Consider the following 15009-nt stretch of genomic DNA (forward strand, 5'->3'; position numbering starts at 1 on the left):
GCCGCCTGCCCTGCTTCATCTTCAATGCCAGTTGGCCGCGATCACCGGCGCCAGCGCCGTCCGATACGCCTGCGGCATCGCCGTTTGACCCGCGGCCGGCGGTGAGAACGCCGCCATCGCCGTCACCAGGTTCTGCACGTCCGTATCCAGCAGCACCTGACCCGCTTGCGTGCGGAACTGCTCGATATGGTAGTTGCCGCTCAGATACCAGTTACTCACGGTGAACGTGTCGGACGTTCCAATGATGCTGATCTGCAGGTCATCGTCCACCTTGCTGAACCACAGCTGATCCGCCGCGATTCCCGCACCGAACCTGGCCACGTCGAGATTGCCCGGGCTGATGTCGAGGTCGTTGATGACATCGGAGCCATCACCACGGTTCAGCAGATACGTATCGTTGCCCAAAGCCCCGGTCAGGATGTCATTGCCCGCGCCCCCCGACAGCGTGTCGTTGCCTAGGCCGCCGATCAGGACATTGTTGGCGGCGTTGCCGGTCAGCACATCATCGAAGCGGGTGCCGGTCACGTTCTCGATGTTCCGCACCGTGTCGGTGCCGGACCCTCCCGTGGCTTGCGCCGTGGTCAGCGACAGGTTCAACGTGATGCCCGCGGTAGCCGACAGGTAGTTCACGGTATCCGTCCCTCCCCCCCCGTCCATGACGTTGTCGCCCGAGCCGGCGAAGATCAAGTTGGCCAGCGCGTTGCCGGTGACCGCCGCGGCTCCCGTCGCCACGATGCGGATGTTCTCGATATTGTCGCTCAGCGTGTAGGACGAGGCGGTGGTGTTGACCGTATCCGTACCCTCGTCGGCCAGCTCGATGATGATGTCGCCGGCATCATCCACCACATAAGTGTCGTTGCCGTCGCCACCGATCATGATGTCGGCGCCGCCCTCTCCATCGATCACGTTGGCCGCGGCGTTGCCGACCATCCGATTGGCCATCCCGTTGCCGGAAATGTTGATCGCGGCCAGCCCGATCGCCGTGATGTTTTCCACCTGGTACAGGAAGGTCAGGCTATACCCCACTGTCGTGATGACGGTGTCGATACCGCCGCCGGCGTTCTCGATGATCTTGTCGGAAATGTTGTCCACGTAATACGTGTCGTTGCCCAGCCCGCCCGACATCGTGTCCCAGGAGCCTCCGCCATCGATGATATTGTCGCCATCCGTGCCGGTCAGCGTGTCGGCGGAATTGCTGCCCGTCACGTTCTCGATGCTGATCAGCGTGTCCTGCCCTCCGGACTTCGTGGCCTGGGGCCCGGTCTTGGACAGATCCACCACGACCTTGGAGGTGACGTATTGGTACGACACGGTGTCGACACCACCCGCGCCGTCCAGCACATTGGCGCCCTGGCCCGCGTAGAACACGTTGTTCAAGGCGTTGCCATAGCCATTGGCAGGACCGGCCGCCAACAGCCGCAGGTTCTCCACATTGGCTCCGAGCGTGTACGAAGCAAGCGTGGTCAACACGAAATCCGTTCCCTGGCCGGCCAACTCAACGACGATATCGCCCGCGCTGTCCACGTAGTACGTATCGTCGCCGGCGCCGCCCGTCATCCGGTCCGCGCCCGCGCCGCCATCCAGCACGTTGGCGCCCGCGTTGCCGGTCAACACGTCGTTGTAGGCAGAGCCCGTCAGGTTCTCGATGCCCAGCAGACGATCCCAGCCTGAACCGCCCGTATCCTGGACTGCCTGCGCATCCAGCGAGACCGTCACCGAGGAACCCATGCCCTGGTAGCTGACCGTATCCTTGCCCAGCCCGCCGTCGATCACGTTGTCGCCCGCGCTGGCGTAGATGACGTTGTCCAGGGCATTGCCGGTCATGTTGGCCGCGCCCGGATGCATGATGTATCCGTTCTCGACGTTGGCGCCCAGCGTGTACCTGCCGATGTAGGAATACACGGTGTCGTTGCCCTGGCCCGCGTCCTCGATGACCACGTCGCCCGCGTTGTCCACGTAGTACGTATCATCGCCTGCGCCCCCCTCCATCCGGTCGGCGCCGCCCGCGCCATCGATGATGTTGGCCTTGCTGTCGCCGATGATCGTGTCGTTGTAGCCGCTGCCGATGATGTTGGGGATGTTCTGGATAATGTCCCTGCCCGACCCCCCGGTCGTGTCGGTATTGGTGTAGTAGTCGTCCAACTCGACACGCACCGCCGACTTCGCGTATTCATAGCTGACGAAGCCGCTGTAGCCGCTGATCACGTCGTCACCGTCGCCCGCATACACGATGCTCGTCAGCCCCGTGCCGGCCTGAACAGAGGCGCCGTTCGGATTGAGGATACGCACGCGCTCGACGTTCCAGGGCGTCGAATAATAGGTCGACAGCGAAAGGTAGACGGTATCGATGCCTTCATCCGTCTTTTCATTGATCTTGTCGCCCGCATGGTCGACATAGAAAATGTCGTCGCCAGCGCCACCGGTCATGGTGTCGGCCACCGGCGTGCCCGACGGCGGTAGGACAATGGGCTCGGGTACGGCCACCGCCGCATTGGCCAGGGCTGTGTTCAACGCCGACACGTTCGGGATCTCGGTCGCCGTGGCCGTGTCGAACCCGGGATTGGCGGCCTGGTACGCCGCCATCGCCTGCGCCAGGACATCGATCTGGTATAGATCGACGCCATCGCCGGCTCTCACACGCTCCAACTGGAACGACTTCTGCACGTACCAATCCTTGACGGTCACGCTGTCCGAAGCGCCCAGGACCTGCACCACCAGATCGTTGCCGGCGCGCCGGAACCACAGCTGGCGTGATCCGACATCGTTATCCAGCACCAGCGTGCCCGCCTTGGCCGTTCGCCTGCGCTCCAGGCCATTGACGATGATGTCCTGCCCGTCGCCGCGCCGCAGGAGATACGTGTCATTGCCTCCGCCGCCATACAGCACGTCGTTGCCCTTGCCACCATCCAGCGTGTCGTCACCGTCGCCGCCGCTCAGCAGGTCATTGCCCGCCAGGCCGCGCATCATGTTGTCGCCGGCGTCACCATAGATCTCGTTGTCCAGCTCGTTGCCCGCCATGATCAGGCCTTTGCCCAGCGAGACCAGCACTTCGACATTGGCGGCCAGTTGCAACACGCTCAGGCCCGTCTCGATCCTGTCGTAGCCCTCGCCGGCCTGCTCGATGACGGCGTCGGGCCCAAGGACCACATAGACGTCATCGCCGGCATGGCCGATCAGCGTGCTGCCCATGCCGTTGCCCGCCAGGCGGTTGGCGACGTCCGTGCCGATCGCGGTGAACGCCTGCGAACCGGTCAGCTCGACGTTCTCGAAGTTCGGATAGTCCTTGAGATCCACGTCGAAGGGCGCGCGGATCGTATCGTTGCCCTGATCCACGCCTTCGAAGAGCCGGGTGCCCGAACCAAGCCCGTCCGACACGTCCAGCACGTAGAGATCGTCTCCGACGCCGCCTATCAGCGTGTCGACGCCCTTGCCGCTGATCAGCGTATCGTCGCCCGCGCCGCCCGACAGGATGTCATCGCCATCGCCGCCATCGAGGATGTCGTCATAGCTGCCGCCCGTCAGGCGGTCATTGCCGGTGCCGCCGTAGAACTCGACCCGCGACAGCACGCCAGCGCTAATCGTGTCGTTGCCACCACGGCCATAGATGACGTTGCCGGTCTGGCTGGCGCCCTGGATGGTGTCATTGCCCATGGTGGCGTAGGTGGTGCGCACGCCGAATCCCCCGTTCTCCCAGGAGGGATTGGGCGCCAGCGTGGTCGAGTAACGCTCCGCCAGCATCGGGTCGTAGAACACGCCCGTCGTGGGATTCATCACGTCAGCCAACACCAGATAGCTGTTCCGGATGGAGCCGTCGGGAAGTGTCGTCTGGAACGTGACCAGCAGATCGGTCCCCAGGTCGTTGCCGGCCGAGACAGGCACCCAGGCGTCCAGGGTAAAGCGTCCGTCGACGATGCGCGTAGGGTCCAGGTAGCCGATGGACGTCAATTGGCGGCTGTCCGGCCGCGTCATCAGGTTGAGCGCGTTATAGCGCGTCAAACCGGACGTCGGCGAGGTGAGTTCGTATACGGTATCGCCCTTGTCCATCCGGACGACGGCGAAATCTATCGTGTCGCGGTTGAACACATAAGAGTCCGCGCCTTCCCGGCCACGGGCATAAGCGTATCCGGTCAGCACGAACGTGTCGGCGTTGGCCGTGCCGATCTGGACGTCGGACTCGCGCAGACCCGCCTCGAGGTTGCGTGTATCGGCCGGCATGTCGCCCGAGGCTGGCGCGGCCGCGAATACGGGTGCGGCCGCCCTGACGTTGATGGTCACATCGTCGAACTGAATGAAGTCCACCTGCCATTCGCCGTTCGCACCGGCCTGCACCGTGACATCGGCGGCAAGATAGCCGGGAACCTTGCCCGTGATGATGATCGCGCCGGCACCGCCGGTGCCATAGATGATATTGACATCGCTGGACTTGTAGCCCTCCATCACCAGACGATCCGTGCCGCGTGCGCCGGCATAGACATCGCCGCTCAGGCGCATGACGGTCATGCCGCCATCGCCGCGGCGATAGATGTAGGTGTCGTCGCCGTCGCCGCCGTTCAGGAAATCGCGCAACAGATAGGCGTCGGCCGCCGTCGCGCCGATCAGTTGCGACGATCCATTCATGCCGAACAGCGTCTGCGAGGTGCCCATGCCGCTCGACCAGGTCTGGTTTGGCGCAGAGGCCGAGCTGTCTCGCTCGTAGGTACCGGTGTAGAGGTTCCGGCGATCCACATACGCACCGCCCCCCCACAGGACATCGTTGCCGCCATGGCCCAACAGCACGTCGGCCAGGCCGATGGAATACAGCGTCGTATTCTGCTGGATCATGTCGCCGGGCAGGTAGCCGTTCACGCCCGCGGATGCCGTCAGATCGAACTGGCTCTGGCCGTAGTTGTAGTAATAGTAGGGACTGTCGGGGGGCAGCTGCTTCTTGTTGGTATAGGTATAGCTGATGCGCCCTTCGATGTACTCACCCGCCTCGCTGCCCGAGACCATCGACGAATCCCGGCTCTTGTCCAGATTGAACAACTGGTTCAACGCGTAATTCTGGTAGGCATTGCCGGTGGAGTACGTGCCGCCATAGAACGACATCTGCGCATCCGGGTCGATACGCACCATGCGGCCCTTGCTTTGCACGATCTGCGCCAGATCGAACACCAGCGGCTTGCCCTGGTCGTCCACCAGCGACGTGAACGACACGTTCCTGACGTCCGCCTGCTTGATGCCGGAGTCGAAATAGCCGACGATGTCCACGGTGACCTTGCCGTCGCGGGACTGGATGCGCAGCGTATTGAACGCGCGCAGGGGATTCAAGGCATGGTATCCCTGGCTATAGCCGATCTGGAACGGATCACGGGTCTGCTGCAGGTACCACTGCAGCTCGGTCAGGCCATTGCGCGGGGGTTCGCCCCCCATGCCGTAGTCGATGCGCTCCAGCGGATTGGCGATGCGCGAGAACACCAGTGTGTCGGCAGTCTGTCCCGCAGGCATCACCAGGGTGTCCTGCCCATCGTCCTGGTAGGAACCCCTGACGATGGTGATGCCGTTGGTGCCCAGGTATTTGTCGTCGCCCGCCCCGCCATCCAGCAAGGCACCCGACGCGCCGCCGGCCAGGTTGTCGTTGCCTTCCCGCCCGACCACATACCAATAGGCGGCCTCCGAGGCCAGGATAGGGCCGCCGAATAGATGATCGTCGTAGGGCGTGCCCGCATAGGCGCTCAGCTTGGTCTTGTCGCCGATCAGCCCCGTGTCATAGACCGCGACCCAGCCGAAGTCTGTCGGCACAATGCCGTCGTCGGGCTCGAAATCCGCCAGCTTCTTCGTGACGCCGTTGGCGAAGCGCAGCGTGGTGTTGTCCGAATAGTCCTTCAGCGTGAGGGAGTTCGCCCCCCACTTGATGGTGCCCTCGACCTCGTGGTGCAGGTCGAACGTGACCGAAGACAGCGCGACATTGGTGAAGTCGATGGTGTCGACCGCGGACAGCGCCCAGACCGTATCGTGGCCGGACGTGGCGCTGACACGGATCGTGTCGACACCCGAACGCGCGATGATGAGGTCATTGCCCGCCCCGCCGTCGTACAGATTGACGCCGTCGCCGCCGATCAGCGTATCGTTGCCCGCGCCGCCGTAGAGGTCGTCGTTGTAGTCACCCCCGTTGAGCAGGTCGTCGCCATCATCGCCGTACAGGATGTTGTTGCCGGCGCCGCCGTTGAGCGTGTCGTTGCCCGCGCCGCCATACAGGGTGTCGGCGCCATTGCCGCCGGCCAGGATATCGTTACCGGCATCGCCGCGCAGTTCGTCGTTGCCATCGCCGCCGATCAGCGTATCGTCGCCGTCGCCCCCGTAGAGCTTGTCGTTGCCGTCGCCGCCCTGCAGCGAGTCGATGCCGCTGCCGCCATACAGGTCGTCGTCGCCCGCGCCCCCGGTCAGCACGTCGTCGTCGGCACCGCCATCCATGATGTCCCGGCCCGTGCCACCGCGCAGCGTGTCGTTGCCCGCGCCACCATAGAACGTGTCGTTACCCAGCCCGCCCCCGTCCAGCACGTCGGCGCCGCCGCCCCCGTAAAGGGTGTCGCTGCCGGCGCCGCCAATCAGGGTGTCGTCGCCCGACAGGGTGCCCGCGACGTCGTCGCCGTACAGGATCGCGCCGTTGTTGCCCGCGCGGATCGTGTCGTTGCCCGCGCCGCCGATCAGCGTGTCCACGGCCGTGGTAGCCGAACCGTTGAGCATCTCGATGCGGTCGTTGCCTGCTCCCGCGTCGATGCGGTCGCCGCCCGCCAGCGCGAAGACCGTATCGTTGCCGTCGCCTGTGTTGATCGTCAGCCCGCGATTGACCCGCGCATAGACGATGTCGTCGCCGCCCAGGGTGTTGAACGAAGTGGCGCCCAGTTTCTCCTGCACCACGACGTCAGCCGATTGGGTCAGGCTCTTACCCGTCAGCAGCAGCGAGGCGCGATTGCCGCCCTGGAAGACGATATTGGCAGGCACCAGTTCGATATTGCCCGCCGCCAGACGGTCCACCGTGAACGCATAGGGAACCTGGAAATCGACGCGCCGTCCATCCGCGTTGATCAACGCGATCCTGGCCGAGAAGTTATTGGCGTCGATGACCGAATACGTCGTGCCGACGGTGAACGTCAAGGCGGCCGCATCGAGAAACTCGACCGTGTCCTGGCTTTCCAGATCCTCGATGCCGGAAGTCTTGAATCCGGACGTGAAAACGAAACGATCCGCGCCACTGCCGCCGATCAGCGTGCCGCCATAGGACGTCAGCACATCATTGCCGGCTCCGCCATCCAGCACGCCCGATCCTGTGATGCTGTCGTTGCCGTCATCACCGGACAACAGCCCCGTACCGGTCAGCGTATCGTTACCCGCGCCGCCGCGCATCGTCGAAACGTCGGAAGTGGAGTATTGCAGCGAGCGCCACATGAATACGCCGTCGCGGATGACCGCGCTGGCGCCCGTGGTCGTCGCACCCAGCAGGATGTCGTCGCCGTTGCCGCCTTCCATCAGGTCCTGGCCGGACAGTCCGCGCAGGGTGTCGTCGCCATTGCCGCCCATCATGACGTCGTTGCCCGCGCCGCCGTCCAGCATGTCGTCGCCGTCACCGCCGCTCAGCGTATCGTTGCCCGCGCCGCCATACAGCAGGTCCGCGCCTTCGTCTCCCGACAGGACGTCGTCGCCGCCGTTACCGGTCAGCACGTCGTCGCCCTTGCCGCCGAACATGATCTCCTTGCTGTCGTCGCCGATCACCTCGTCGTTGCCCTCGCCGGCGCTGAATAGCCGCGGCGTGTTGGCCAGCGCCCGCGCCCACTCGGCCGACAAGCCGACCGGGTTGATGGCTGATGTGCCGACCAGCATCAGATCGTCGCCAGCCGTGCCCTGCGGCCCCCACTTCACCGCGTCGATCTCGAAGAACCGCGACAGCTCCTCCAGCGTGTAGCCCTCCCCGTCCACCTCGTATCGATTGACGATCTGGCCGTCGACCTTCTCCTGCCGCAGCACCGGGTTATAGCTGACGTTACGGATCTGCGCGGACGACAGCGCGCCGCCACTGAGCACGCCGCTGAAGTACACGCCGTGGTCGGTAACCAGCATCCCGCCCTTCGAATAGGGCTTCTTGTGGGCGATGGATGGAATCGCCGAGACATAGATGACGTTCTTGCTGGTCACGGCGCCCGAGGTCGGGTTCAACTTGATCGTGCCATCGGAAGACAACCAGCTCAGCCGATCGGCGGTCAGTGCCTGCGTGACGCCCTGCAGCCACACGCTGTGCTGCCCCGTCTTGCCAGAATAGGTCACCATCAGGCCACCCGCCTGCAGCGACTGCCCGATGTTCTCGAACGCGATCCGGGTCTCTGCGCGTATGGCCAGCATGTCGCCCGCCGCGGCGCTGAAATCGGTGATGGTGGTGAGAGCCGTGCCATCATCCTCGATCACGAAGATGTCGGCGTCCTTGCCGCCGGTCAGGGTATCGCCCGCGCCACCGATCAGCAGATCCTTGTCGTCGCCGCCATCGAGCGTATCGCTGCCCTGCCCGCCTTCCAGGCGGTCCTTGCCGGCGCCGCCCTTCAGGATATCGTTGCCCCGTCCGCCCACCAGCGCGTCGTCGCCCGAGCCTCCCGTCAACGTGTCATTGCCGTCGGTGCCGACGACACGGTCGATACCTGCATTGACGAAAATGGCATTGCCGTTGACACGGCTGGCCGTCACGCCGGACAGATCGATCTGCACCGCGCCCGTGACGGCCGACGCATTCAGCTCGGACACGTTGTCCTGGGACGGCACCGTCCAGCCACCGCTGTACTCATCCGTCAGCACATACCGCCGGACCTCGCCCTGCCCGCTGCCCACCACCTGCAAGGTGGCGTTGATGCGGCCCACGCCGGCATTGCCCGCCGCCTTGTCCTCGACGATCAACTGCCATTGCCCGGCGACGTCCTCGCCACGGAAATGAACGCTCATCAGGTCCACGTCCAGCGTCGTGGCGCCCATCGGATTACGGATGCCGCTGGCCAGGCCCGCACGGTCCAACAGCACGCTGCGCGTGCCCGACGGCGAGACCAGCGTCACCACCAGATCGCTCCAACGCGTGTGGCCGACGTTCAGGTGCAGCAGGACCTGCTCGGCGCCCAGATGCTGCTCGACGGCAAATGTCAGCACCCGGCTGCCCATGTCCGCCAAGGGCTCGGCGGAGGCCGCGACCGCGGCCGAATACTGGGCGCCCTCCTTGTTCGACACCCAGGTCTCGGCCATGCGCACCGCGGCGGCGGCATCGACCATGCCGAAGCCGAAGTCGTGGCTGTAGTGCATGCCCACGCCGTTCCAGTCGCGATTGCCGTTGTTCAGCCAGGCCGTGGCCGCATTGGCGCCCGCGCCCATGTTGCGGGTGGCGGTCAGCGCCAGGATGGTCTGCACGTCGCGGTAGGTCAGCTTGGCGTTGGCCTGCAGCATCAGCGCGGCAATGCCCGCCACGATCGGCGTGGCGAACGACGTCCCCTGGGTCTCGGAGCTTTCCGTACCGATCGACTCGCCGTTGGGCGTCTCGACCTTCAGGCCCGTGGTGACGATATTCGAGGCCGGCGCCGACACCAGGACGTTGGCGCCCCGTTGGCTGAAAGGCTTGGCAGGCTGGCTGCTGCCGCCCACGTCGCCAATCAGATTCACGCCGCCGACCGTGATGGTGTATTCGTTCGTGGCCAGCGTGCTCAGTCCGGCGTCGTAGCCCTTTGCCCGATCGTTGCCAGCGGCATAGACCATCACGGTACCCAAGCCGCCGCGGCCCAAGGTCGCGGCCGTGCGTTGCGCCGTGAACTCGGCTTCGGTCTGCAGCGTGATGGCCAGATCACCCGCGGACAGGGCGGCGTACCACCCGAACTGATCGGGATTGCTCTGGCCCCAGCTGTTGTTGACGACGTCGTAGTAGCTCATCGTCATCAAGTCGGCGCGAAAAGCCGCGACCGTCGATGTCGGATTCGAGAACGGAATGAACGACTTCGCGTCCAGCGTCACGTCGTACGCCACCCCCACGCCGCCGATGCCGTTACGCGCGGCGCCGATCACGCCCGCCACCTGCGTGGCGTGCAACGCGTGGTCCACCGTGTCCTTGAAGTACGCGCTCTTGTTGGCGACCAGATCCGCATGGTTCAGGTTCGCGACCTGACGGTCCACCGCGAACGGCCCGCCCGGCTCCAGCACCAGCACGCCGATGCCCTTGCCGGTATAGCCGTAGTTCCACGCGGTCGGTGCGCCGATGGCGCCCAGGTACCATTGCTTGACGTAGTCGGGATCGGCGGGCGCGCCCGCGGGCACCATCATCACGCGAGCCTTCATCTGGCCGGCCACCGACGGATCGGCGGCATTGGCGATGACGGGCGCGGTATTGCCCTGGGCGTCCTTGACCCGGTAACTGAATTCGATCGGCCCGGAAAAGCCGGGCTTGCGCGTGAAGGTGATGGTCTTCCTGTCGCTACTGAGCGTCACGGTGCCGCCCACGGCGTCTCCCACCCAGGAGATCGACAGTTGCGCCGCGTCCAGATGCTGGAAGTCCAGGTCATTGGCCAGCAAGCTGCTGGCCGCCACGGAAATAGTGCCGGCCTGGGCGACCGAGATACGATCATCCACGGCTAAAGGGGCGTCCAGCCCGAAATCCAGCGTCGTCGTCGACGTGCCCGTCTTGAACGAGAACTTCTCGACGTTGGTCAGCACCATCGTGCCGTCCCGGTCGGCCACGCTGTCCGTGATCTGGTAACCGCCGTTGGCCGTGCGCACGAAGCGGTAGTCGGACAAGGCCCCCGACAGCTCGATCAGGTCGATCCCGGCGCCGCCATCGATCACGTCGCGGCCCGCCGAGGCGGAGATCACATCGTTGCCGGCCCCCGCGTCGATGATGTCGTCGCCCGCCCCGCCATCGATCACGTCGCCGCCATTGCCCCCGAACAACTGGTCGTTGCCCCGGCCGCCACGGATCAGGTCGTCGCCATCGCCACCATAGATCGTATCGTCGCCATCGTCGCCGGACAGCGCGTCGTCGGCACTGCCGCCGCGGAAGTAATCGTTGCCCGCCGCGCCTTCGATGAAGTAGTTGTCCGCGCCGCCGCCGACCAGCACATCGCTGCCATAGCCGCCGTAGACCACTTCGACGTTGGCCTGGTACAGATTGAGCGTCACGCCACGGTCGTCGGCGATCAGCACCGTATCGATACCCGTGCCGCCATTGATGTTCGCCTGCAGGTCGTCCGCGTCGATGACCAGAAGGTCGTTGCCCGCGCCACCCGAGAACGTGTCGGAACCCGCGCCGCCGATCAGCCAGTCATTGGTCGCGGCGCCGATCAGCGTATCGTTGCCCGCCTGACCCTGCGCCTGGGTCGCCCCGCTGCCGTTCAGGTCCAGCCGCACCCCGTGCAGGCTCTTGGCGACCAGCGCCGATTGGCCATTGAGCGTGACCCGGTCGATATCTTGGGTATAGGTGCTGCGGGAAGACGATACGGCCGCGGCGGTTGTCTCCAGGGGAACGTCCCATAGCGTCCGCCGGCTGCCGTCCGCATAGGTGGCCACCACGCCCTTGATGCCTGCCTGACCCGCCACGGTGCCCGTCACGGGCCTCAGATCGATGGAGCGGATGCCCAGATCGGCCAACGTGGTCAATTCGCCGTCGCTGGCGTAGGCGTCCTGATTGCGATCCACCCACACCTTCAGGTCGGACCAATGCGAATCCTCTTCGTCGAGCTTGCCGTCGGCGTTGGTATCGAGGCTGCCCAGCGTGGGCCTGCCGCCGGCGCCCGCCGTCAGCGAGAACAGCTCGGCCCCCGTGGAGATGCGGCCGTCGAAGTTCCGATCCATGACCAGCAATGGATCGGTCGGCGATGTCCAGCGCACGTACTCGGGCACGCCATCGGCGTCCAGGTCGAACTTGACCGGCAACGCGCCCAGGCTGACGCCGTCGTTACCGGCATCCAGCGTTACGGGATCCAAATAGGGACTCTGGTTCGCGGCCTGCTGCGAGACCAGCGCCTGCTCCATGGATTCGGCTGATATCGATACCCATTGATAGGCGCTCAACCCGCCGTCGCTGCCCACCCGGTTGTCCCCGAGCAGAATCGTCACGCCCGGATCGAGCTGCACCACCGTGCCGTCGGCCTTGGTGATCGAGCCCTGGCCAGCCTTCGGCGTGAAGCCGATCCACTGGCCCTGCGCATCGAAATAGACCGTGGCTTCAATTTGCATGCCACGGAAGGTGACCACGTCCGAGCGGAACGAGTTAGGCGCCTTGATCAACTGGATCTGGCCATCGGACTCCACCGCCATGGTCTGCTGCACGTGGGCGCGCAGACCGGCCAACTGGCCCGACAGGTCGTTCAGGCTGTTGTTGCCCGGACGGGTGCCGCCCGTGGCGACGTTGCCGGGCGAGACGTACGGCATGCCATCCAGGTTGACGTAGCGCTCCGGCATCGTCACGGCGTAACCGGCGCCGGCTTGCACCAGGCCCTGGCCCGCGCTGCTCGAGCCCAGTACCAGATTGGGCGGTTGCATGGTCTGCGTGTCGGTCGCCACATCCAGCATCGTGCCGTTGCGCGGCGTCGTCGCAAGCACCGGATCCAGCAGGCTGGAGACGCGGTTCGTAAGGTCCTGGACACCCGTGCTCAGTTCACCCACCGTATCGCCGAAGCCCTGCACGAGGCCATGCACTTCACGGCCCAAGGGATTGAGCAGATTGGCATGCACGGCGGCATCCAGCGCCGAGATGTTCTCTTCGACCATCGTGCCGCCAGCTCGCCAACGCTCGCTGAGCCCCTGGCGCGTGGCGTTCCAGACGGATTGCCCCAGCGCCTTGAGATACCCTTCCGGATCGCTGGCGAAGGCCGCGGCGTTGAACTGGACGTTCTTCAGGAAAGGAATGACCTCTTCCTGGGTCCATTTGAGAATGCCGGCATGCACGGCCTCCAGGTCTTTCAGCGCCTGGCTGAAATCGGCATCGCTCAGGGAACCGGCCATGCGCACCAGCGGAGCGCCCGCGTACTCCCAGGCGCTGTCCACCACCGCGCCCACGATGCCCACGCCCGCCACGATCGCACCGGCCGTCAGGGCCGGTACGCCCACGGCCACCAGCGCCGCCGTGCCGCCCACCACCAACAGGCCGATGGCGGCGTCATGCAGGAATTGCTTGCCGGCGGCGACGTCGGCTTGCCAGACGGTCTGGCCCTCTTGCCGAGCCTTCTGATAGTTGACCGTGAAATCGCTGGTCGCGATGGCCCGGTCCAGCGCCTTGCCGCCCACGCTCAGCACGCCTCGCGCCAGCCTGGCGCCATCGATCTCGTTGGATATCTTCTGCAGATTCTGCTGCTGCGAAGATAGCATGGCCTTGAGTTGCGACGCGGATGCGCCGGAGGTCGTCAGCCCTCGGGATCGGGCGAACGCGTCCAGATCCGCCGGAAAGGCATGCGTCGTGCCGAACAGCTGGATGTTCTTCGACTTGGCCGTGGCCAGCAGGTTGTCCAGCTTCTGCTGCGTGTTGAACACACGCCAACGCGGATCGCCGCCGCTGGCGCTGATCGCGGCCGTCTCCGCACGAAATGCAGCCAGGTTCTGGCGTCCCGTGTCGAAACCGCCGGGGCCCGAGCCAAACATCCTGTCGATGTCCGCCTGCCACTGCGTCGCCGCCGCGGCGGGGCTCAGTGCCGCGTACTTCTGATCGCGGGCGGTAAGAACGAGATCGCCGTTGACGATGGCTTTGTTCGTATAGTCCCGCACGTCCAGCGCCAACTGTTGCGCCTGGGAAAAGACCTGTGGCTTGAGAGCGCGTTCGGCTGCCGACAGATTGGCGTCCGCGGTGGCCATCAAGTCGGCGTAGGTCATGCCCGAGGGCGTCACCCGGGCGCCGAACTTATCGAAGATTGCCCGCTGGGCCAGTTCGATGGGTTTGTGATTGGTTTCATGCATCGGCACTCCAGCAGCCCTGGAGATGTCCTGATTGCGGGGCAGGAAAAGCAGGTTTTCCTTGGCATCGACTTCGTAGAGATTCGCCTTGATCAGCAACTCTAGAACCGGACTTGCTTCGCCAACATTCTGTTGAAGAACGTGGTGGCGCTCCATTACTGCCCGTGCCATAACCAATCCCTATCGAAATATGAAGGCAATCACTGATTGAGTTTCTGGAAATCGAAACCTGTCACTTTTCCGGCATGCATCGCAGCGACGAAAACATCGTCAACAATCACTTTCTGCGTGGCATGTTTCAAACGAAAGGCGTGCCGCTGCCCGACCACGTCCTGCTTCATGACGGTCCGGCGCAAGTCGAGATAATTCTTGAAAGGCGCGTCGTCCTGGTATTCGATGTCCGATTTTTCTTCGTCCACGCAATCCAGGTATTCAATGAAATCGCACAGCCAGTAATCCGGGCCCGGCGCGTCGAAGTTCGTGTAGTCGACGTCGACCTGCTGGAAGGCCAGCATTCCGAACCCGGACTGTTCCAGCAGCGTCTTCAACCGATCGGACACCAGCCATCCGAACATGCCGACTGCATAGGCGTCCCACAGGGCGCCGCGCCGCTTGGTGCGATCGAATGCAAATTTGGGGTTTTCGCGGAAGCTGAGATTGCGGAATGGGCCCGGGCCCAGCCGCGTACCCGCCAGGATTTCCTTTTCATTCAACCAGATACGACCCGGCGTGGCAGACAAGCCGGTCAGTTCCTGGATCAGGACAAAATAATCGCGGGTTTGATTCGAATCTTGATTCATGGGAAAACCTCGTAATTCTTGAAAGATACGACTCATGAGTCGCAGCGCTTCCACCCCTCGACAGGGATGGGATGATAATTGGAAAGAAAAATGAAAGGGTGACTGCAAAATGACATTTCAGAACCCGTGCAAGCCGGCATCACAAATACGTCATCATTTCCGCCTCACGGCATGCGAAAAAATCCGCGCCAACGAAACGCATTGGCATGGCTGATATTCGACAGGGTATCCGCGCCAGGCATGAACGCCGTATGGAACAGGCGGCGCGCGGCGCAAG

2 protein-coding genes are annotated in these 15009 nt (G+C 64.2%); both read right to left on the minus strand.

The window, feature by feature from the left end; genetic code table 11:
- Window positions 1–21 precede the first annotated feature (21 nt).
- Window positions 22–13935, minus strand: a complete 13914-nt coding sequence (locus A7W11_RS29095; RefSeq protein ID WP_162270304.1) for a S8 family serine peptidase — start codon at window positions 13933–13935, stop codon at window positions 22–24.
- 197 nt (window positions 13936–14132) lie between these two features.
- A complete protein-coding gene (locus tag A7W11_RS22535; RefSeq protein ID WP_066419615.1) occupies window positions 14133–14732 on the minus strand; it encodes an imm11 family protein in 600 nt (199 codons plus the stop codon).
- Between the last annotated feature and the right edge of the window lie 277 nt (window positions 14733–15009).

The sequence above is a fragment of the Bordetella ansorpii genome (assembly GCF_900078315.1).
Lineage (GTDB): Bacteria > Pseudomonadota > Gammaproteobacteria > Burkholderiales > Burkholderiaceae_B > Bordetella > Bordetella ansorpii.

Bases quoted from the DNA above. Each gene is read 5' to 3' on its own strand.
- A7W11_RS29095 (WP_162270304.1), bottom strand. From the start codon at position 13,935: ATGCATGAAACCAATCACAAACCCATCGAACTGGCCCAGCGGGCAATC.
- A7W11_RS22535 (WP_066419615.1), bottom strand. From the start codon at position 14,732: ATGAATCAAGATTCGAATCAAACCCGCGATTATTTTGTCCTGATCCAG.